General features: G+C 63.6%; 21 protein-coding genes. 11 read left to right on the forward strand and 10 right to left on the reverse strand.

Annotated features, from left to right (window positions below; genetic code table 11):
- The first annotated feature begins 593 nt into the window (after positions 1-593).
- Positions 594-3,104 (forward strand): excinuclease ABC subunit UvrA, encoded by a 2,511-nt coding sequence (locus E3O60_RS15565; RefSeq protein WP_134498572.1) that lies wholly within the window; start codon positions 594-596, stop codon positions 3,102-3,104.
- 166 nt (positions 3,105-3,270) lie between these two features.
- Here E3O60_RS15565 and E3O60_RS15570 read toward each other — a convergent pair whose 3' ends face one another.
- A complete protein-coding gene (locus E3O60_RS15570) occupies positions 3,271-3,861 on the reverse strand; it encodes an ABATE domain-containing protein (RefSeq protein ID WP_134408423.1) in 591 nt (196 codons plus the stop codon).
- Between the two features lie 96 nt (positions 3,862-3,957).
- On the opposite strand from E3O60_RS15570, the gene E3O60_RS15575 reads away from it, so the two are divergent.
- Positions 3,958-5,025: an LLM class flavin-dependent oxidoreductase gene (locus tag E3O60_RS15575; RefSeq protein ID WP_134408424.1), complete on the forward strand. Its 1,068-nt coding sequence runs from the start codon at positions 3,958-3,960 to the stop codon at positions 5,023-5,025.
- 106 nt (positions 5,026-5,131) lie between these two features.
- On the opposite strand, the gene E3O60_RS15580 is transcribed toward E3O60_RS15575, so the two are convergent.
- Entirely contained in the window at positions 5,132-5,974 is an 843-nt protein-coding gene (locus tag E3O60_RS15580; RefSeq protein WP_134408425.1) for an SDR family oxidoreductase, read from the reverse strand.
- Between the two features lie 64 nt (positions 5,975-6,038).
- On the opposite strand from E3O60_RS15580, the gene E3O60_RS15585 reads away from it, so the two are divergent.
- The gene (locus tag E3O60_RS15585; RefSeq protein WP_088456571.1) at positions 6,039-6,419 is read left to right on the forward strand and encodes a helix-turn-helix domain-containing protein; all 381 of its coding nucleotides are present in this window, start codon (positions 6,039-6,041) and stop codon (positions 6,417-6,419) included.
- Between the two features lie 34 nt (positions 6,420-6,453).
- Here E3O60_RS15585 and E3O60_RS15590 read toward each other — a convergent pair whose 3' ends face one another.
- Positions 6,454-6,834: a helix-turn-helix domain-containing protein gene (locus E3O60_RS15590; RefSeq protein WP_134498574.1), complete on the reverse strand. Its 381-nt coding sequence runs from the start codon at positions 6,832-6,834 to the stop codon at positions 6,454-6,456.
- A gap of 78 nt (positions 6,835-6,912) precedes the next feature.
- On the opposite strand from E3O60_RS15590, the gene E3O60_RS15595 reads away from it, so the two are divergent.
- Positions 6,913-7,314 (forward strand): nuclear transport factor 2 family protein, encoded by a 402-nt coding sequence (locus E3O60_RS15595; protein WP_134408426.1) that lies wholly within the window; start codon positions 6,913-6,915, stop codon positions 7,312-7,314.
- Between the two features lie 43 nt (positions 7,315-7,357).
- On the opposite strand, the gene E3O60_RS15600 is transcribed toward E3O60_RS15595, so the two are convergent.
- A complete protein-coding gene (locus E3O60_RS15600; protein ID WP_134408427.1) occupies positions 7,358-8,785 on the reverse strand; it encodes a PepSY domain-containing protein in 1,428 nt (475 codons plus the stop codon).
- 74 nt (positions 8,786-8,859) lie between these two features.
- Between E3O60_RS15600 and E3O60_RS15605 the strand changes: the two genes are divergently transcribed.
- The 3 genes from E3O60_RS15605 to E3O60_RS15615 all read left to right on the forward strand — a co-directional run bounded on the left by E3O60_RS15605 (position 8,860) and on the right by E3O60_RS15615 (position 10,768).
- Positions 8,860-9,468, forward strand: coding sequence for a DUF5134 domain-containing protein (locus tag E3O60_RS15605; protein ID WP_134498576.1), 609 nt, complete (start codon positions 8,860-8,862; stop codon positions 9,466-9,468).
- 81 nt (positions 9,469-9,549) lie between these two features.
- On the forward strand, positions 9,550-9,912 hold the full coding sequence (locus E3O60_RS15610; protein WP_255455319.1) for a BlaI/MecI/CopY family transcriptional regulator: 363 nt from the start codon (positions 9,550-9,552) through the stop codon (positions 9,910-9,912).
- A gap of 10 nt (positions 9,913-9,922) precedes the next feature.
- A complete protein-coding gene (locus E3O60_RS15615) occupies positions 9,923-10,768 on the forward strand; it encodes a M56 family metallopeptidase (RefSeq protein ID WP_134408430.1) in 846 nt (281 codons plus the stop codon).
- A 14-nt stretch (positions 10,769-10,782) separates the two neighbouring features.
- On the opposite strand, the gene E3O60_RS15620 is transcribed toward E3O60_RS15615, so the two are convergent.
- From E3O60_RS15620 to E3O60_RS15630, 3 genes are all read right to left on the reverse strand, one after another.
- A complete protein-coding gene (locus E3O60_RS15620; protein ID WP_134408431.1) occupies positions 10,783-13,053 on the reverse strand; it encodes a cation-translocating P-type ATPase in 2,271 nt (756 codons plus the stop codon).
- A complete protein-coding gene (locus tag E3O60_RS15625) occupies positions 13,043-14,929 on the reverse strand; it encodes a cytochrome c oxidase assembly protein (RefSeq protein WP_166789003.1) in 1,887 nt (628 codons plus the stop codon). The genes E3O60_RS15620 and E3O60_RS15625 overlap by 11 nt, the downstream gene beginning before the upstream one ends.
- A gap of 154 nt (positions 14,930-15,083) precedes the next feature.
- The gene (locus E3O60_RS15630) at positions 15,084-15,290 is read right to left on the reverse strand and encodes a heavy-metal-associated domain-containing protein (protein ID WP_134408433.1); all 207 of its coding nucleotides are present in this window, start codon (positions 15,288-15,290) and stop codon (positions 15,084-15,086) included.
- 271 nt (positions 15,291-15,561) lie between these two features.
- On the opposite strand from E3O60_RS15630, the gene E3O60_RS15635 reads away from it, so the two are divergent.
- Entirely contained in the window at positions 15,562-16,200 is a 639-nt protein-coding gene (locus tag E3O60_RS15635) for an isochorismatase family protein (protein ID WP_134408434.1), read from the forward strand.
- 250 nt (positions 16,201-16,450) lie between these two features.
- Here the strand turns inward: E3O60_RS15635 and E3O60_RS19140 are convergent, their stop codons facing one another.
- Positions 16,451-16,759: a helix-turn-helix domain-containing protein gene (locus E3O60_RS19140; protein ID WP_166788816.1), complete on the reverse strand. Its 309-nt coding sequence runs from the start codon at positions 16,757-16,759 to the stop codon at positions 16,451-16,453.
- Between E3O60_RS19140 and E3O60_RS15645 the strand changes: the two genes are divergently transcribed.
- A complete protein-coding gene (locus E3O60_RS15645) occupies positions 16,707-17,162 on the forward strand; it encodes a hypothetical protein (RefSeq protein ID WP_241980060.1) in 456 nt (151 codons plus the stop codon). The two genes, E3O60_RS19140 and E3O60_RS15645, sit on opposite strands and share 53 nt — an antisense overlap.
- Positions 17,149-17,586: a cyanase gene (cynS, locus tag E3O60_RS15650; RefSeq protein WP_088456577.1), complete on the forward strand. Its 438-nt coding sequence runs from the start codon at positions 17,149-17,151 to the stop codon at positions 17,584-17,586. Before E3O60_RS15645 ends, cynS begins: the two co-directional genes overlap by 14 nt.
- Positions 17,587-17,639: 53 nt before the next feature.
- Here the strand turns inward: cynS and E3O60_RS15655 are convergent, their stop codons facing one another.
- Positions 17,640-18,554 carry an HAD hydrolase family protein gene (locus tag E3O60_RS15655; protein ID WP_088456578.1) on the reverse strand — a complete coding sequence of 305 codons (915 nt, stop codon included), beginning with the start codon at positions 18,552-18,554 and terminating at the stop codon, positions 17,640-17,642.
- Positions 18,555-18,640: 86 nt separating this feature from the next.
- Here E3O60_RS15655 and E3O60_RS15660 point away from each other — a divergent pair, with 86 nt between their 5' ends.
- Entirely contained in the window at positions 18,641-19,588 is a 948-nt protein-coding gene (locus E3O60_RS15660; RefSeq protein ID WP_166788817.1) for a GlxA family transcriptional regulator, read from the forward strand.
- Between the two features lie 23 nt (positions 19,589-19,611).
- Here the strand turns inward: E3O60_RS15660 and E3O60_RS15665 are convergent, their stop codons facing one another.
- The gene (locus E3O60_RS15665; protein WP_134498580.1) at positions 19,612-20,826 is read right to left on the reverse strand and encodes an MFS transporter; all 1,215 of its coding nucleotides are present in this window, start codon (positions 20,824-20,826) and stop codon (positions 19,612-19,614) included.
- Positions 20,827-21,089 lie beyond the last annotated feature (263 nt).

A 21,089-nucleotide genomic window follows, 5' to 3' on the forward strand; every position in this document is an offset into this window, starting at 1 on the left:
ATTCGGGGTGTCCGCGAGGCATGGTTGGCAGCCCTACTCCGTCTGCCTCAGGGCCCGATCTGGGCGTACGTTTCCGGCGCACGTGAGCCGTCCCTTACGGCGCCAGCTCGCCAACTCTATTTCTGGGACCGGAAGATTCGTATGCCCGCCACGTTCATGACGCGGATATTCGTGATGCGGGGCCTTCGCTGACAAAGTCCGCGGCCGATTCTTATCCACAGGAGTCGCGGGAGACGGTACCCGACGATCCAACTGATTTCAGCGCGCTCGATTCACCTGGACAAAAAGCGAGCAGTACATTCCACTCCGGTCGCTCCGTGATCACCACACCCACCTAGTTACGTTGAGGTAACGGGTTACCCAATGCAATCCTTGACGAATCACCGCGGCAAGTAGACATACAGAGCGCGACTATGCACCACCTGTTGTGGCGGATACCGGCTTCGGCGTACCCGACAGCGGCGACGTGCCAGCAGCGATGATGCCTCTTCGGCCCAGTACCGAACTGGAGTCGACCGTGCGGTAGGTTCAAGCTCGAGTTGCCTGAACCCAACGTTGCAAATGACACACTGAAGGCTCCAAGAGAGACAGATATGACCATCAGTCAGCCGACGTCGATCAAAGTTCGTGGTGCTCGAGTCCACAATCTCAAGAACATCGATGTGGATGTGCCCATCGGCCGTCTCGTCGCGATCGCGGGTGTGTCCGGTTCGGGGAAGTCGTCGCTCGCGCTCGGTGTTTTGTATGCGGAGGGCTCGCGTCGCTACGTCGAGGCGCTTTCGACGTACACGCGTCGACGGATGTCGCATGCCACGCGTGCAACGGTGGACTCCGTTCAGCATGTACCCGCCGCCTTGGCGCTCCGGCAGCGGCCGGGAGTGCCCGGCGTTCGGTCGACATTCGGTACATCGACGGAGTTGCTGAATGTGCTGCGGGTGATGTTCTCGCGTCTCGGTTCCCACTTGTGTCCCAACGGGCATCGCCTTGCTCCCACCATCGACGTCGCTGCGAATAAGGACCTGGTCTGTCCCGAGTGCGGTGCCTCGTTCTACCCGCCCGGCGCCGAAACTCTCGCGTTCAACTCAGACGGCGCCTGCACCGTCTGCACCGGCACAGGCACAGTGCGCGACATCGATGATGACACTCTTGTCCCCGATTCTTCGAAAACTATCGAAGGCGGAGCGGTAGCTCCGTGGGGCATGTTCGGACTTTCCGTGATGCCCCAGGTCGCGGCCGAACTCGGCGTGCGCATCGACGTACCGTACCGGGACTTGACTGAGAAAGAACGATGGATGGTCACGGATGGCCCCGCCGTGAAGCGGGAGATCCGGGTCCCCTCGAAGTCGGGAAAGCTCTTCGACCTGAACTTCACCTACCGCAGCGCCAGGCAGGCCGTCCGCGAGGCGATTGACAATGCGACCAGCGAAGCTGGACTCGGTCGCGTGAACCGGTTCATCACGGCACACGCGTGCCCGTCGTGCCACGGCACTCGGCTGTCGGACCAGGCGCTCGGAAGCGAAGTCGACGGCATCAACCTCGCTGAAGCGGCCGGAAAGGACCTCGACACGGTGCTTTCCTGGGTATCGACGATCCCGAGCACAGTCGACTCCGATCTGCAGCCGATGGCATCGCTCATTGCCGGCCAGTTCGCCGAGATGGGCCGACGTCTGCTGCAACTGGGCCTGGGATACCTGACCCTCGACCGTGCCAGCTCAACGCTCTCCACCGGAGAACGCCAGCGGGTGCAACTGGCTCGGGCCGTGCGCAACGAAACCACCGGGGTCCTCTACGTCCTCGACGAACCGTCCATCGGCTTGCATCCGGCGAACATCGACGGCCTCATCGGAGTGATGCGCGACCTGCTCGACGACGGGAACTCTGTCGTCCTCGTCGATCACGACGTCCAGGTGCTACGTGAAGCAGACTGGATGATCGAGATCGGACCAGGCTCTGGCGCGACGGGCGGAACGGTGCTCGCGCAGGGAACCATTCCACAGATCGGCGCCAATCCCGCTTCCCTGATCGGCGAATACCTCACCGGACGCGCCGACGTCATCACCAGAACGCGCGCCGGCGAAAAGGAGGTATTCGCAGACGGGACGATCCAACTCGTCACATCCGCCATGCACACCGTCCACGCCCTCGACGTCAGCATCCCGAAGGGTCGGCTCACCGCAGTGACCGGTATGTCCGGCTCGGGCAAGACCACTCTCGTCCTCGACAGCCTTGTCCCCGCCATCGCCGCGGCACATGGGGGCGGTGCGTTACCTTCGCACGTCCGGAGCCTGGACGCTGCCGGCCTGGCAAGCGCCAATGTCGTCGACGCCACCCCGATCGGCACTAATGTGCGCTCCACCGTGGCAACATACAGCGGCGTTCTCGACGAACTTCGCCGCGCATTCGCAGACACCCCCGCAGCGCGCGACAACGGCCTGAAGCCGGGCGACTTCTCGTACAACACCGGTTCGCTCAAGTGCCCGCGATGCGAAGGCACGGGCCAGGTCGTGCTCGATGTCCAGTTCCTTCCCGATATCGACATCCCCTGCCCCGATTGCAACGGCACCCGATACAGACCTGACGCCGACGACATCCGAATTGCCACACGGCAGGGCGACCGCACTCTGCCCGAGATCCTTGCCACCACCGTCGCGGACGCTGCCGAATTGTTTGCCGACCGCCCCCGTATCAAGAAGAAACTCCAGACCCTCGTCACGCTCGGACTCGGGTATCTGACACTCGGCGAAGACACTCCGTCGCTTTCCGGCGGCGAAGCGCAACGACTCAAACTCGCAACCGAGCTCGGCCGAAAGCACACGGGCACCCTCTTCATCCTTGACGAACCTTCGGTCGGCCTTCACCCGCTGGATACCCGAGTGCTCCTTGGCGTCCTCGACCAGCTTCTAAAAACAGGTGCGACCGTGATCATCATCGAGCACGACCTCGACATGATCGCCAACGCCGACTACGTGGTCGACATGGGCCCGGGCGGCGGCACGGCCGGTGGCCGCATCGTGGCCACCGGCCGCCCGGAAGAGATCTCGAAGAATCCCGAGAGCGTCACAGGGCGATACCTCGCGGCGTCGATGCGCGGTTACGAGCCATGAGCGTGTGCAGCCACTGAGAACGGCATTTCGCGATCAGTGAGTGTGGTCCCGGCCGAAACACCTCGCCGCGATCGCACGCGCAGGCTGTGTCCCGGACCCGATGCGCCAGAGGCGAGCCCCCGATTACCGGCGCCGCTCACCGTCGTTCGAGCTTGACCCTCTCCCGTCATACGGCGGGAGACTGGTCCTGTTTCCGGGCGTAGGCGCGATTGGCCCGCTGCCTGGCGCCGCAGCGTTCCGAGCACCACTGCCGCCTTGCGTGCGTTCGAATCATGAACCGATCACAGGGTGCGGATGCGCACTGCGCGATGCGATGCGCATCCGGGCCAGTCAACAACGCAGCGGCATCCTCGGCGATGTGGGCCATGGCGTGAGCGACGAGCTGGCTCGTTGGATGGCTCGGAACCCGGAGCAGCCCTGCGTCGGGGTCGAATCGCAGCAACGACGCGCTGGGCACTGCGGTCAGGGCGCGGTTGATGCCGCTCAATGTTTCGGCATTCGGCGCGACACCTTCGGTGTGCGACTCCAGCGCGTTCCGCAGGTTCGCTCTCAGATCCGTGAGCTGAAGTTGGCAATAGGCCAGCAATCCAGTATGGGCGGGTGCGAGGGCGTGCATGACGAGCCACGCGGTGGCACTTTCCGGGCTGTTGAGCTCATCGACCCGCTGCCCGCCCGGGAGGGTGACGATGCTGTTGACCAACGCCAAGCACGGATGCTCGGCGGTGCCCGGAGCGAGGGGCAATGGAACCTTTGTCATAGCGCTCACGGTATCAGTTGCACTTTGCCGTGATGAGACCTTAGAGTGAATTGTCACGTCAAAACCAATATTATTCCGTGACAAGTTAGGTAGTATATGAACAATCCGAGCCCTTCCGGCACCGCCCCCTTCGTTTTGTCGATACTCGACAATGCATTCACCGGGGTTGGCCACCCGGTAGAGGAAACCTTCCACGAGATGATCTCGCTCGCGCAGCTGGCCGACCGGCGCGGTTACCAACGGTTCTGGATGTCCGAACATCATGCAATGCCCGGTGCCGCCGTCTCGTCCCCGCAGCTGATGGTGGCTCGGCTCACCGGCGAGACCGAGCGCATCAGGCTCGGCGTAGGCGGGATCATGCTGCCCAACCACGTGCCCCTGGTGGTCGCCGAACAAATCGGCATGCTCGACGCGCTGGCTCCAGGACGGATCGATCTCGGCCTCGGTCGGGCTCCGGGCACCGACGGAGCAACCGCTGCGGCCCTGCGCCGTCACCACACGGCGAACGACGAATTCCCCGAGCAAATCGACGAACTGCTCGGATTCTTGGGCAATGACTTTCCGCCGGATCACCCCTATCGTAATGTGCCCGCCGTGCCGGGCCCGTGGCAGGCGGAGCAGAACCGGGTCCCACGATCGGAGACCAGCGCTGATATCTGGGTTCTGGGATCATCGACCTACTCCGCGCACGTTGCCGCCCGCCTCGGTCGGCCCTATGCCTTCGCACTGCAGTTCGGCAGCGCCGACATCCTGAATGCCATGCGGATCTACCGCGAGAACTTCCGGCCGTCTTCGTTCCTCGCGGAGCCATACAGCCTGGTCAGCATCGGGGCGATTGCTGATGAGAATCCCGCCGAGGCGCGGCGCCAGTCGACGTCCACCGCCATGGCAATGCTGAGGATGTTCCAGCGTAAGCCCTTCGCGCTGCTTCCTCCCGAGGAAGTGGAGGCCTTCCAGGCCAACGTGCAGGAGCGACAAATCATTGAGGAATACACCGATCGGACTCTTCATGGAACCGCCGGCCAGGTGGCCGCAGGCCTGGAAGAGCTTCAGGCACAAACCGGTGTCGACGAGGTGATGCTGGTGGTTTCGGGATACTCGCGCCGTGCCCAGTCCCGCACGGTGGAACTGATCGCCGACCACTACGGCATGCCCACCCACTGAGGGCGGTGATTCGCGGGTAGATAAAGCGGTAGAGCCAGTCCTCGCGGACTGGCTCTACCTACAAGGTGATTCAGGGACGGTTAGCAACCCGGTGATCAGATCCAGGTCAGGCTCGGACGTCTCGAAGCCACTGCTCGATGGAGCGCGGTTCGATACCGAGACGTTGCTGTGCACTATTTCCCATTTCGATCTCCTCACCGGTCTGAGTGAGCCTCCAGTGGTAGGACGCAACAACCGGGTCGGCCCCGGCTTTGCCGAACAACGGCGTTATGAGGGCACCGAAGTCGTCCGGATCCTGCGCCTCAAAGCTCACGCTCCGGTCAAGATACGTTCCGAAACCCGTTGCCAAGTCGTCCCCAAGAAGACCGGGAAGAGCTCCGACCGCGACCACACCGGTGACCTCGGGCTGATCGAAGAGTCGAACCACCACGTCGGCGATGTCCAAGTGCGAACTCCACGACACACGGTAGTCGTCACGGATCGGATAACGCAGCATTCCCTCTTCACGGGTGGGTCCAGTCACTGTAGGCAGAAGGAGGTTCTCTAGGTAGAGCCGGGGTTCAACGATGGCTACTGACACACCGCTCGCCATGAGTCCCCTCACGAGAACCGACGCGGCGTCCTCCCCCGCCTCGGTCGTGTTCACGCGGTACCCGCTGGTAGAGGCGACCACCCGTGCGGGCTGGGCGCGCGTGACGGCCTCAACGATGGTCCGCGCGTGGGCGAGTTGCTGTTCGGCAGTCCCGATCGGCAGGTGCACGAAGAGGCCCTCGACTCCGCGGTAGGCCTCTTCCAGGGACTCGACCGAACTGAAATCGACGGCGACGGCGTCGCCCTCATAGTTGGATGGGTTGCGAACCGCGGCTGTGACGTTCTTGCCGGCTTTGCGGAGGGCTGCGACGACGGGGCCGCCTTGGGCGCCCGTGGCGCCGTGAATGAGATAGGTCATGGGAACCATTAGTGCACGCGATGCACCAGTTACGTCAACTGCACTAATGGAGTAGCCTCAAAATATGACATTTTCCGGTGCGCCCTGGCCAGAATGCGGCATTGCTCGATTCCTGACCCTGCTTGATGGCCCCTGGGCGACGCTCATCATCAGAGAGCTGCTGACCGGGCCGGCGAGGTTCACTGAGCTGCGCGATGCACTGACTGGCATCAGTGCCCACACTCTCACGAACCGGCTTCGACGATTTGAGACCTATGGATTGGTGACCAGGACCGTGTACGCCGAGATTCCTCCTCGTGTGGTCTACGAGCTGACGGCGTCAGGTGAGGCGCTGCGCCCCGTGTTGGAGGCGATGAACACCTGGGCGGCCACAGTGCCTCTGATCGACGCTGAAGGCGCCGTCCCGCTGCCCGCGTCCTGTGTGACCGAACCCGCGAGCGCGTAGCGGACACCAGGACTTCACGTGGACGCCGGTTGCGTCACCTGTCCGTCGGCCGTTGATCGTAAGCGTCTCGGGCGTCCAGAACCGCTTCGATGTGCTGCTCCGCCCAGATGCCCAAGGCGGTCAGAGGCTCGCGTAGCGTGCGCCCCAACGACGTGAGTTCGTATTCCACTCGAGGTGGCATCTCGTCGTACGCGGTCCTGGTGAGGACCCCGTCCCGTTCCAGGTCGCGAAGCGTTCCCGAGAGCACCTTGCCGCTGATGCCCCCGACGCTCTCGCGGATGGCACCGAACCGGGCCGGGCCGTCGCTGAGCGTGATGACGATCATCGCGGTCCACTTGTTGGCGATCTTCGCCACCGAGGTTCGGGAGGGGCAGGTAGCCAACATGACGTTCCATACCGGGGCTTCGTTCGACATGCATCTCCTTAGTTACGTTGAGGTAACAAGTTACCATCTGTGACTATGGGTGAACACACCGACGAAGGAGCCACCAAAATGACCGAGCCCACCCCCGCAGCCGTTGCTGAGACCTATTTCGCCGCCCTCGGCCGCGGCGATATCCCCACCGTGATGGCCCAGTTCAGCGACGACGTCCTCTGGCACCAGCCCGGCGATCACCAGTTCTCGGGAGACCACCATGGCGTGGGCGGGGTCGGCGCCCTTCTCGGCGGAATGATGGAAGCCAGCGCAGGCAGTTTTCAGCTCGCCGTCGCCGGTGCCCCGATGGTCAATGGGGACCTGGTCGCCGTGCCGGTGCGGTTCTCAGGGAACAGTGCCGGAGCAACCATGGACATGGCCGGCATCGATCTGCTCACGGTCCGGAGCGGCAAGATCGTTGAGGTGCACCTGTTCTCCGAAGACGGCCCCGCTGAAGATGCCTTCTGGGGTCTGAAGTAACCCACTGACAGCGCTGTCGATCTGACTCGCGTGGGCGACTCGGTTACGCCGTTCTGAAGAAACGGCGCAACCGGGGCACCCTGCGGATCAGCAGCTGGTCCAGCGCGAGGACGATCAGCAGCGACAGCCCGAACATCGGCAGGAAGATGCCGAGGGCCGTCATTGCCACGAGCAAGACCCGGTGACCCCACACTGGCAGCTTGGCACGGGGAGCCGCAGTCCCGGAAGCCGTGCCACGCCGAGTCCACCACATGATCGGCCCCGACACGCACATGAAGATCACCGCCAGACAGAACAAGGTTGTTGCGATCATGTTGACGGCCCCAAAGCGTCGCCCCTCGTGCACAGCGATCCCTTGGGATACGACCTTGGCCACCGCACTGTAGTCGTCGTAGCCGTAGCGAGCTGCTATCGCACCGGAGTACTGATCGACGTGCACGGTCTGCTCTTGGGTCACATCGGATTCAGCGGCGTTTCCGTTGTTGTCCCACTGACCACCTGTCACGCTGAACACTCCCGTGTCACCATCGGGATACATGACGGAATAGGGCTCGGGGGCGCCGGCAGCGGTCGCCGCGGCGACCGCGATATCGATCGAGATCGGCGTGCCGCCACCAGCGCTGGCGCCGAGTGGGCCGTTACCAATCGCCCAGCCCGCCTCCGCGGAGGTTCCGTTTGTCTTCTCCATCAGGTCGCGAATCGTCGAGTCTGCCCCGGGATCCTCGCCCCACAGAGAAGCGGAGGTGTCCGTTGCGACCTGCTGCGCTAGCGTTCCCCAGACTCCAGTCCAGGGCAGTCCCGAGACGACCAGCATCAGGATGCCCAGGCCCACGGGCACACCAGCGATGGCATGCATTCCCCGAATTCGTGAACCCGTGACGTTCTTGTTTCTTCCTGCTTTTCGTGGCCGTCGGCCGAGGAAGAAGATAATGAACCCGCTAATACTCAGGACAATGGCCCAGCTTGCCCCCAGTTCGACGATGCGGTCGCCGATCCCCTCGTCGCCCAGTAGCAAGTCTCCGTGCACCCGCTCTGCCCAGTCGGAAACAAGTTGGTCCGATGTCAGGTCCCCGGTGACTGTAGCGGTGTAGGGGTCGACGTAAACGTTGCTACTGCTGCCGTCCACCAATTCCGTCACGAAAATCGTGGACCGATCGCCCGTGGCGTCGACAAGGGAGAGAACCGTTCGATCGGGGAACGCGGCGCGGACGACGGATTCCTGGGCAGAGAGGGGCACGCGCACCGTACCCTGAGGCTGAGTGACAGTAAGCACACCGGGGTGGGTGAACGCGTCGACCTGACTCCGGAACATGTACGTCATACCAGACACAGCGAGCAGGAACAGGACGGGAATCACGATGATCGATCCGTAAAAGTGCCACCGCCAGAATGCGGCATACCAATTGGTGCCGCGTCTCTTGATTGGCGCGTACGGCGTCCCGGGCCTGGCCGGTCGGTCAATGGCGGTCATGCCGACCTCTTTCTCTCGATCTCAGACTCAGACTCAGACTCAGACTCTACAAGATGTAGAGGTAGGGTGGGTGCATGATCGGATCTCCGTGGGACTTCATCCTGACAATCGCCTTCTTGTTCACCGCCGTCGTTTGCTTGAGGGTTCTCGTCCAGCATCGGATTGCATCCCGCTCACGGTATGAGGGGCTGACGGACATGGGGTTGATCCATCTCAATCACGGTTTGATGAGCATCGCGATGATCGTGATGGTCTGGGTGTACGTCATAGATGCGGTTACGTGGGCGCAGGTTGCGCTGTTCGGAGTTTTCACCCTCTCGTTGTTCCCGCTTTTCGGCAGAACGAAGCCGCTCGCCGGCAAAGTGGATCTCGTCAGTCATATCGTCATGGATGCGGCCATGATCTGGATGCTGGCGGCGATGCCGCTACTCATGGCTGGATTCATGGGAGGCGAGAGCAGCTCGGCCCACGCCAGCCACCACGGTGGAGGTGCCGGCGCGATGATCTCCGCCACGCCAGTCTGGGCAGACGTCGTCAACGTGGTGTTCATCGTCGCCTCCGGTGCGGCAACGCTGTGGTGGCTGTGCCGGTTCTTGGGCGTGCGAGGGCACCGCCTTCACTCGTTGTGCCACACGGTCATGGCGGCGGGAATGGGCGTGATGCTCTTTCTGATGAACGTGTGAAGTGATTTCGGGGCCGATGCCTTCCACCCCGCTCGGTCACGCCCTGTAAAATGACAATAGAGGGAAGGTTTGGGTAGACAGGTGCGACGCAACAGAGGCGAACTTGAGGGCATAGTTATGCGCGTCCTCTGGAACTCGAGCGTTCCGCTATCGGCGAGAACCATCTGCGACTCCTTCCCGACTGAGGGCCCCACCCCGGCGCTCACCACGATCCTCACCGTGCTAGACAGGCTCAGCACCAAGGGCGTGGTGACCAAGTCCCCACTCGGAGCCAGCGGCGCCGTCTTTGCAGCGACACATTCCGAACCCACCTTCGTCGCGGATGCCATGGAGTCTGCGCTTCACTCCAGCAGCGACCGCAGCGCGGCCCTGTTGCGCTTTGCCGGTTCATTGGGGTCTCAAGACGCCGATCTCCTCAGGCGCGCTCTCGGCCCGGAAGAGTAACGGACACGTCGTGACGATCGTCGTTGTGCTCACCCTCGCCGCGACGGCATTCCTCCTCATCGGCGGGGCGCCGTATCTGCTCGTGTCCGAGCGCGTGACCACAGGCAGCCCTCGCTTGGCGCTCCTAGCGTGGTACTCAGTGTTTTTGGGCGGCTTGGCCTGTATCGTCGCCAGTCTGACCATCACCATCAGCGCGATCATGGCGATGGCCGGCGCTCCCAGCAGCTCAAATTCATGGCTGATCCCCACTTCCCTGGTTTTACTCGGCTGGGTCGGGCTCGCCGGGGTGGGCGCGCTCGTCGCGTTGGTCATGGCTACGGCGGAGCCCCTCGCCGACGCCGAGCGGCGGCTGCACGCTCAGTTCACCCTGCTGTCAGCGGCCTCCGACTGCCGCAACCTGTATATGCACGGCGTACGCGTGACGATCGTGCCGTCCGCGCTACCAGTTGCCCTTTGCACGCCCGGGGCCGACGGCGGAGTTCTGGTCTCGTCGCGACTGGAAAGCGAACTCAGCCGGGGACAGTTTCGTGCCATCGTCGAGCATGAAAGAACACACTTGGTACAACGGCACGGTCGCATCTCGCAGCTGGCTCAGCTTAACCGCATGTGCCTGCCGATGATCCCGGGCGCGCGCCGCCTCGAGGAGACCACTCGCCTTCTTGTCGAACTCATCGCCGACGATGCTGCGGCCCGCCGGGTGGGGGCGGTACACACGGCCAACGCTCTACTGAAGGTCGGGGAGCTTCTCGGCGACGATTCGATGCTGCTGCGCGCCCGCAGAGTCGCGGCCCGCCCGCCCCGTGGCAGCGTGGGAGCCGCTCGAGCACGCCGGTACGCCGCTCTTGTCGACATCTGACGCCGCTCTACGCACTAGCCGACATGGTCTCCGGGTTCGAAGTTGCGCAGGCGCAGGCTATTGGAGATCACGAACACCGACGATGCCGCCATTGCCGCCGCCGCGATGAGTGGGTTCAGCAGCCCCGTCGCGGCCAACGGGATGGCGGCTATGTTGTAGCCGAATGCCCACACCAGGTTGCCCCGAATGGTGCGAAGCGTGCGTCGGGCTAGCAGCACGGCGTCGACCACCACCCGCAGGTCCTCCCGCACGAGGATGATGTCTGCGGCCTTCATGGCGATGTCTGCGCCGCGCACCATCGCCAGGCCCAGATCTGCCGTCGCCAGCGCGGCGGCGTCGTTGATACCGTCACCCACCATCGCCACACGATGGCCGGACTGCTGCAGGCGTTCGATCACTGCGGCTTTATCGGTGGGTAACACACCGCCGATGACCTCGTCGATTCCGATCTCACCGCCCACGGCCGTTGCCACCACGACGGTGTCGCCCGTGAGCAACACCGTGTGCAAACCCAGCTTCTGCAACGCGGCGATAGCGGGCGCGGCCGAGGGTTTGATCGTGTCGGAGAGGGCGATGATGCCGATGGCGGCGCCGTCGACGGCGACAACAACAACGGTGGAACTGGACTGAAGGGCGTTCGTCAACTCATCATTGCCCTCACCAAGAATCACCACGCCCTGGTCTGTCATGAAACGTTGGTTGCCGATGAGAACCACCGTGCCGTCGACTGTTCCTTTTGCACCGAGACCGGTCAGCGCAGTGAAGTTCTGTACCGGAGCAATCTCGGCCAGCTCGTCTCGGGCCAAGCCCACGATTGCTTGGGCGATTGCGTGCTCGGAGGCCGCTTCGATCGCGCTGGCGGCCCGCAGTACCGACGGGCGGTCGTGGGAGCCGAGCGGCACGACGGCTACAACCTGCATGTCGCCAGTGGTGACCGTACCGGTTTTATCGAAGACCACGGTGTCGATGACGCCGCTGGCCTCGAGGGCATCCTGCCCTTTGATCAGCACACCGAGCTGGCCGCCGCGGCCTACTCCCACCATGAGCGCGGTGGGGGTGGCGAGACCCAACGCGCACGGGCACGCGATGATGAGCACGGCAATTCCATTACCGACGGACGTGGAAGCATCGGCTCCGGACCAGAGCCAAGCCACGGTGACCACCACGGCCAGCGCTATCACGATAGGAACGAAGATCGACGACACCTGGTCAGCAAAGGTCTGGGAACGGGCCTTGCGACGCTGAGCGTCGTCGGTGAGCGCCGCCATTTGCGCAAGCCGGGTGCGCGTTCCCACAGCCACGGCACGAATGCGGAGCCGCCCGCTCACATTCACGGTGCCACCGATCACACTGTCGCCGGGGCCGACTTCGGCAGGCGCGGACTCGCCGGTCATAGCACTCGTGTCCAGGGTGGACCTTCCGTCAGTCACGATGCCGTCGGCGGGCAGTCGTTCACCTGGCAGCACGACCAGGGTGTCGCCGACCCGCAGCTGTGCAGTAGCGATGAGTTGTTCGTCACCGCTCTCACCAACAATCCGAGCCTGCCGAACGGCAAGGTTGCTAATGGCATTGAGCACGTCTCCGGCGCGCCGGCGCGAGCGTGTTTCGAAGTATCGCCCGCCGAGCTGGAAGGTGACCATGCCGGCAGCCACATCGAGGTAGATCGAGTCGGCGCCTGCTGGGGTCACACCAAAGCCCAACCAGTAGCCCGGTTCGGTACTGGGCGCGAATACCATGCAATAGACCGCCCAGCCGAACGAGACCACAGTTCCGAGAGAGACGAGAGTGTCCATGCTCACCGAGCCGTGCCGCAGGTTGCGCAGGGTGGCCTTGTGAAACGGCCACGCTGCCCAAGTGACGATAGGGAGCGCGAGGAGGATACAGACCAGTTGCCACCCCACGAACCTGAAGTCGGGCACCAGCGCCAGCAGAATGGTGAGATCGCACAGCGGGATTGTGAGCAGCGCCGAGATGGCCAAGCGACGCCGGAGCGACGAGATCTTCACCTCGGTTGCCCGCAGGGACCAGGCGTCGTCATCGCCGCTTCGCACGGCAGCGCTGTACCCGGCCCGGGCCACGGCGTCGAGGGCAAGCTGCGCCTCCGCTGCGGGCAGGCCAGATACCAGCGCCCGTTCGGTCGCGAAGTTCACCGACGCAGTGACGCCTTCCAGCTTGTTGAGCCGGCGCTCCACGGCATTCGCACAAGCCGAACAGGTCATTCCGCCCACGTCGAGTTCCAAGTATTCATCGGCAGGGGCGGTACGGTTCAGCGACTCAACGCTCATGGGCAGATCCTTCGGGGAGGTTCGGGCTGGTGGGACGAGCCGCCTCGCGGCGGGCGAGCGTGGCCAGCATGTCGTTGAAAGCGTCGAAGCTGTCGTCCATACCGGTATCCAGATGCCTGTCGGTGCGGGACGCCGTGCGAGCGTCCTGTCTTGCCCACTGCGTGACTAGGGCGATCACCACCACAATGAGCGGTAACTCCCCGGCCGACCAGGCGATCCCGCCGCCGAGGTATTGGTCGCCGGCAAGATCGGTCATCCAGGGGGCGTCGATGTAGCGGTAGAAGGTCTCGGCGATGATGTCGGTCTGGGTCATGATCACCACACCGAAGAACGCGTGGAAGGGCATTGCGGCCAGCACCAGGCCCAGTTTGCCGATGTGCGGTAGCGGGCGAGGGGGATGGTCCACGCCGATCACAAGGCTGTAGAAGAGGTACCCTCCGAGCACGAAGTGCAGGTTCATCAGCTGGTGCGACCAGTGGTAGCGCAGGGCTTCCTGGAAGATCGGAGTGAGGTAGATCAGGTAATAGCTGCCCACGAAGGAGATGAAGACCCAGAGCGGAGCGTACATCGCCCGGGTCATCCGCCAGTTCAACAGGCCGGTCAGCCATTCATGAGGGCCGGCTGGTTCGCTGCGTTTGCGGGGGGCTAGGGTGCGGAGGGCCAAGGTCACCACGCCGCCCAGCACGAGCAGCAGCGGGCCGAGCATATTCAGGCTCATGTGCATCAACATGTGCAGGCTGAACGAGACCGTGGAGTACCGGCCCAGGCCCGACGAGGTAGTGAGCACGAGGACCACCCAACCGAGCACCCAAGCGATCGTGCGGCCGACGGGCCACACGTCGTTGCGGCGACGCAGTCGCAGCACACCCAGAAGATACGCGGTCACCGCGATTGTCGCCATGACGGCGAAGAGGATATTGAGGCGCCAGGCCGTAATCAGCACGCCGAAGGTGGGAGCCTCCGGAACCTCGAAGCCGAGAAAGAGCTGCTCGATGGAGGTAGGCACAAAGTACTGCGGCGGCGGGATCCGGGTCATCATCACGGTGACGCCGAGTGAGACCACCAATAGTACAGATGCCGCTATCAGACGGCCGGGCACCGCCCCGGTTGCCGCGGGGGCTGCCAGCGCCTGCGCGGTCAGCTGCCGGCGGACCTGCCGGGCACCCAGCACCGCGAGGGCGGCGAGAATAGCAAAGTTCACAAGGAAGAGCAGGCCGGTGGGACTCGCGAATGGGGACGACCCGGCAAGCTCAAAGACCGCGATCACCAGTTGAGAGGCCGCAACCGTCACGGCGCAGCAACAGGACAAGATTGTGAATCGGACAACGGCCAGAGGAGAGCTGGTGCGGCCACTCCGCCAGCCCAGCACCATACCAACGCTCGCGCCGAGCCACAGTGCCATGGCGGGCGTGCCGAGCATCGCCGCGTCGCCGCCGAGGTCATGGTTGGGTCCCACGAGCACCTGGGTAACGAGAACCGGGGTGAGCAGCGCCAGCGCGGCTAATACGGCCAGGACCAGGCTCGCCATCCAGGACTGCACGAAATTCGCGGCACAGAAAATCGTCAATGCAAGCACGGTGACGACGATCCAGGCGCCGGGTAGGTACGAGGCCTGCACCAAGTACGGCAGAGCGCCGGGTTCCAAGAGCCTGGACAGCGGGGCGCCACTAGCGTCTGCGGCATCCACGGCGATGAGCGCAGCCGCGCCGACGGTCCAGACCAGTGCGCTCCAGCGCACAATGACGAGGTCGGCCCCGTTTCGGATGAACATCCGTTGTTTCCCCGACCGCGGAACGACCAGCGTCACCACGGCGAGCGAGCCAATACACAGGGCACCGGCAAGGTCGACGACAAAACGCAGGACGGCACTGGTCACTGACGTTTCGAGGCCTGGATAGCCGCGGTTCAGTGCTGCGTAACCGGAGTCCCCCCTGTTGACGACAACCACTACCACCACGGCGAGAGACACCAATGCGGCCGCGGCCATCCACCAGTCGCGTGAGATAGGGGACGTGGGAGTTGCGCGCGCGTCAGACATCGAGGAGGTCGTAGCCTGCCTCGTCCACCGCGGCAGCGAATGCCACTGTCGGTACAGTCTTGGCGCTCGTGACGATGACGATTCCCGTGCGGTAGTCCGATGACACCTCTGAGACACCCTCGATTGCGCCGACCTCACGCTGAATCCGACCCTCACAATGAGCACAATGCATCCCGGCGATCGTGAACTGGGTCTGCATGGGGTCTCCTCCGGGTTACCGATAAGTGCGCGACTTACGCACTCCAAGCACTCTACGTCTTGTAGAGTCAACAAGCACTCTACGTCAACTGGAGCAGCCCAAACGTTTGGAGATCACACTTTCCAACGCAAAAGTGGTGAGATATCGGTCCCGTCTCAACTGGCCTAAAGTCATCGCATTGCGTCATGTGAGCCAATGGTGTGCCGTGAGGGAGCACGGGATCATAGAGGAAACGCAGTTAACGCTGCCCGAACGTCTGGACCTAATGACTATGAACACACCCCGTCGCGCACTGATCCTCGTTGACGTGCAGCAGGAGTATTTCAGCGGACCGCTGGAGATCAAGTACCCGGCTCACCAGGACTCCTTGCCGAAGATCACCGCCGCCATCGACGCGGCCACGTCCGCAGGAATTCCGATCGCTGTCATCCAGCACAGCGCTGGAGATGAGGCACCTGTCTTCAACCCGACGATGGCCGGTTTCGCGCTGCATCCCGAGATTGCGAACCGCCAGAGCCCCGGGTGGAAGTCCGTGACGAAGCAATTCGGCACGGTCTTCGCCGGCACGGATGTTCTCGACTGGCTGCGGGAGCACGAGGTCGACACGATCACCCTGGTGGGCTACATGACCAACAACTGCATCATCGCCTCGGCCGCCGAGTCCGAGACCCACGGGCTGACCGCCGAGGTCCTCTCGGACGCGACCGGATCCATCAACATCGCCAACGATGCGGGCTTCTCCGACGCGAAAACCGTGCACACGACCCTCATGGCGCTGTTGAACTCGAACTTCGCCGCGGTCGCCACCGCCCAGGCCTGGACCGATGCGATCGCAGACGGTTCCGTGCTGCCGAAGGACAACCTCGGCAGCTCCGCCGTCCTCGGCGCCCAGCGAGCAGCCGCACTCTGAGTTCACGAACCCGAAAGTCTCGCCTCCGTACTTGCTAAGCGTCCACTATCAGGGTCCTTCGCGGTATGACCACCGGATACTGCCCCGGACGCCGCCACGGCTTGTCAAACGGACGCATTTGCGTCTTCCGTTCGATACGAATGCCCCCACACCAGTGGCTGTGGACTGTACTACCCGCAGACGTGCTCAATCTGGTGATCGTCTGAGGTGTCACAGGTGGGGCGCCTCAGACTCGCGAGCCGCTCCTCGACTAGCTTTCGTCAGGTGCGTGCAAGGAGGAGTGCCGGGAGGGTGGTGTGCCGTACTGGCGCCGGAAGGCGCGGGCGAACGCACTGGGCTGTCGGCATCCTCTGTCGAACGTTGCGCGTGGCACGGTGTTACCGCGGTCTATGAGGTGGCGCGCGAATTCGAGGCGTACCGCCCGGATCGTGGCTGCTGGAGTCGTGCCCGCTGCCGCGAATTTCATCTGCAGAGTCCTCACCGAGATGTGATTGTTCGCGGCCAGCGTGAGCGCATTGAAATCTGGATCGGCGATGTGCTCCCTGATCTGGCGGCGCATCTCGGATCGGAGGGCTGTGCGGGTGGGCGCTATCCCGAGGCGCCGTGCGGCTGACCTGACCGCGTCCTCCGGCGTCCACGGGCGCATCGCTAAGCGAACGGCGAGCCTGAATGGTGTGGAGGTCACGCAAATCACGTTCCACGTTGGCGCGCGCTGGTCCGCGGACCTCAAGGAATATGCGGGCACCGATCTGTGCGTGCTGCCACACGTAGCCCTCGTTACCGCCGGAACCCTTGCCGTCGAGATGAGAGACGGTGAGCATGCCGAGTTCTCCACCGGAGACGTGATGCTGCTCCCGCCCGAACACGATGCGTGGGCCGTAGGAGAAACCGATTGCACCTTCGTCGAGTTCTCCCGTGGCAACGACTATAACGACGGCGAGGTAACGCATGGAGAAGGGTGAGGCGGGAGAGCTGGCGAACCAACTGCGCATCAAAATCGGGCTCACCTGGGAGGACCTCGCGTCGGCTATCTCCCGCCCACCGGTGTGGACCGCGGCCGCGATTCTCGGCTTCCACCCGATTCCGGCCGACCAGGCACGTGCGCTTGGCGAGCTGCTGGGTTTGGACGACGACGCCGTCACAGCGATGCAGCGTCAGCCCTCCCGCACAGCAGACGACTCGCTAAGGAGCGATCCAACGATCTACCGGTTCCACGAGCTCCTCCAGGTCTACGGCCCCGCACTCAAAGAACTCATTCACGAGGAATTCGGTGACGGGATCATGAGCGCGATCAATTGCAATGTCGAACTCGGCCGCGTTGCTCACCCCGACGGCGATCGAGTCCGGGTAACCATAGAGGGAAAATTCCTCGCCTATCAATGGTAAAAGCCGGTTCTCGTGGGGGTGTTCGGTCTGACGTGGAGACGGCCTGGATACCTCTACCAGACGCGCTCAGGCTCTTCCACGTCGGGACGCACTGGTCGAATTTCTGGACGTGTCAGGCCTAGAGCATCGAAGCCGAAGACTATTCCTTCACGGTCAGGGCCTGGGATGACCAGGTCGGCCAGCCGGAGCAACGCTTTCGGGGATCCTTCAACGGCGACAGCAGTACCAGCGAAGGCGAGCATCTCAAGGTCGTTGGTCCCATCCCCGATGGCAACGACGTCGCTTTGGTCGATTCCGAATCGAGCGATGACAGCGGCGATACCGACCGATTTGTCAACGCCGGGGATGTACAGCTCACCCGCCCTATCCTTCAGCCCCGTGATGGAACTCGGAAGTGCCGCGATATCGATGCCGATCTCTTCCGCGAGGACGGGAACCGGCACTCTGGAGTCGAAAATTGTGACTTTACCGAACGAACAATCGTTGAGGTCGTTAGGTATCTGAAGTGACGCGAGGATGTCGCTCGGCCCCTGGCCATCGCCGGGAAAGGCTCCAAAGAGAATCCCGTGTATCCGCTCGCGACTTCCGGGCGGCCCGAAGATCGCGGTGGGTGCTTCGAGGACGTAGGTGACGTCGTATTTCTCGAGGACGGAGATCGTTCTCGCTGCTAGGTCAGCCGAAAACCGCTGGTCAGACCAGACCTGCTCGTCAACCTCAATATAGCCGCCAGCAGCAGCGACAAGGCCGTCGAATCCGACGGCCTGCACGTTGCGAGCGAGCATCGATTTCGGTCGGCCCGTGCACAGGAATATCTTGTGGCCGTTGGACCGCGCTCGACGAACGGCTTCTACGTGAGCGGGTGGGATGACTCCTCGATCAGCGAATGTCCCATCGAAGTCGATGAACACGGCCTTGGCGGTGACTCTGTCAGCGGAAGTGGGTGTTGGGGTAATAACTGGATGGGGCACGTCTCCACGCTACCGGTCTTGTCGCCGTCTCCGCGACTGGCCCGTGTGCAGTATTACGATGGCATCAGGCCAGAGAAAGGGTTTCTGTGAAGATCGCGATCTACGCATTCGATGGTGTCCCGATGTTTCATCTTTCGGTGCCGCAGATGGTCTTCGATGAGGTGAGTCGGCAGGGGCTGGCCCAGTGGGAAACAGTTCTGTTCTCCGACCGCGCGGGCTCGATCCGCACTGCCGAGGGGTACACCTTGGGCCGGGTTATGGGTCTTGACGCTGTCCTTGACGCCGACTTGGTCGTCGTCCCCTCATGGATCGACGACGGCCGGAAGATCCGGCCTGCATTCCGGGCAACGCTTCTCAGTGCCCACGGTCGCGGATCGACGATCGTCGGGCTGTGCCTCGGGGCGATCGCCGTCGCCGACCTCGGCCTGCTCGAGGGCCGAAGTGCGGTGACGCACTGGCACGCCGCCGGCGACCTGGCCCGGAGACATCCGGGCGTCACCGTAGACGCGGACGTGCTGTATCTCGATCACGGCGACGTGATGACGTCGGCGGGTACCGCTTCCGGTATCGACGCGTGCCTGCATGTAGTCCGGACGCGCCTCGGCGCCGAAGCGGCGAACCGGGTCGCGCGAAGCTTGGTCGTCGCACCACATCGGGAGGGCGGGCAGGCGCAGTACATCGAGCGGCCCCTGGCGCATCAAGCCGCAGCCGACCCCATCGCCGTCGCATCGACCTGGGCCCTGGAAAATCTTGGGGAGGATCTCGGCGTTGACCGCCTCGCGGCCGCGGCGCACATGAGCCGCCGCACCTTCGTACGGACTTTCCGCAACGCCACGGGGGCGACACCGGCCGCGTGGGTAAGGTCTCGCCGACTCGATGAAGCCAGACGGCTTCTCGAGACGTCGGAACTCTCGGTCGATCAGATCGCCGCGTCGTGCGGATTCGGCAACCCCGTTACCCTGCGCCAGAACTTCGCCGCCGCGTTCGGCAGCACGCCGTCGAGCTATCGCCGCCGGTTCGACGCCCGGGCGTGACAGTCCGCTTCAACCGTTCCGGGTCAGCGAAGCGCCGCACGCACTGGCAAAGGCGACCCAGCACGATCGGTCAAAGCCTCGGGAGGCCTGACGACAGGGGTGATGAATGCAGCGGCCGCCACTAGGACGAGCGGGGCGATCAGTGCCGTCCTGAGACTGGAGTGTTCGCCAACGAACCCGATGAGGGGCGGCCCGACGAGCAATGCCACGTATCCGACCGTGGCCGCGAAGGCGACGCGCCTGGCGGGGTCTCCCTCTCCTTCTCCTGCCGCGGACAACGCCAAAGGGAAACCCAAGGACGCGCCCAGGCCCCAGAGGACGACGGCCGCTACTGCGGCGACCTGGCTGTCGACGAAGATCACCAGGGCCATGCCCACAACGGCGCTGAGGACACCGACTCGCAGAACAGGTGCACGGCCAAAACGGGCGACGAACGCCCCACCGACGAAGCGGCCGATCGTCATGGAGGCGGCGAATCCGGTGTACACGGCAGACCCCGATGTGGCGTCGAAACCGTGGCCGTCGACCATGACTAAGGGGAGCCAGTCGCTCGCGGTCCCTTCGGTGAGCGCCATCGCGAGCACCAACGCAGCGATAAGAAGAAGGCGCGTGTCGCGCCACAGAGGCAACCGAGGCGCCGCCGCCGTGAGCTCCGCTGCCCGAAGAACCTGCCCGGTTCCGCGCGGGATACGCGGAGCAGCCGCGCCCATGACGACGACGGTGACGACCCCGATCGCGGACAAGTGCCACAACACCGGGACGTCGGTCGCGGTGAAAGCGATGCCCGCACAGGCACCGACGAGAGTGCCCAGACTGAAGAAGCCGTGCAGGGCAGGCAGCACGGGGCGGCCGATGGTCTTCTCGATGTCGGCGCCCTCGACGTTCATCGCGATCTCCCCGCCCCCCATCCCCAGCCCGAAGAGAAACAGGCCGATGATCGTCGCTGTGGCCGACGATGAAGCTGCCCCGACGCCGATCGTCGGCATGCTCAGGATGACCCCGATCGTGCCCGCGAGCATCACGGGCCTCGCTCCCCAGCGCGCGACGGCAGGACCGGACGCAAGGATGCCGATCATCGACCCGGCGGACAAGCCGAGCAGGATCAAGCCCATCTCCGATGTCGTCGCGCCCAGCAGATCCCGGATGGCCGGCGTCCGAGTCACCCACGAAGAGATCGCCAGACCGGGCAGGGCGAAGAGGGCAAAAAGTGCCAGGCGGCGCGAGTGCAAGGTCGTCATGGTTCATTTCTCGGTCGTGGATACAGCGGTCCGGAATCAGCATTGAGATCACGAATGCCGCCCTAGGCCGAAAGCACGGCCTTTCAAATTCTGCAGGCGGCAGGCGATCTGGACCAGTGGCCTAGAAACCAAATACCGATGAATACGAGCCACAGGAAACGTGTAGACGTCTCCCTGACGTGCGCCACGACATGCAGTTCGAAGACCCCGATCACACCTTCGCTGCGGGCGAGGACGTGCTGTAGCCGGTCGCCCCTGCCGGC

The sequence above is a fragment of the Cryobacterium sp. TMB1-7 genome, from assembly GCF_004402435.1.
Lineage (GTDB): Bacteria > Actinomycetota > Actinomycetes > Actinomycetales > Microbacteriaceae > Cryobacterium > Cryobacterium zongtaii.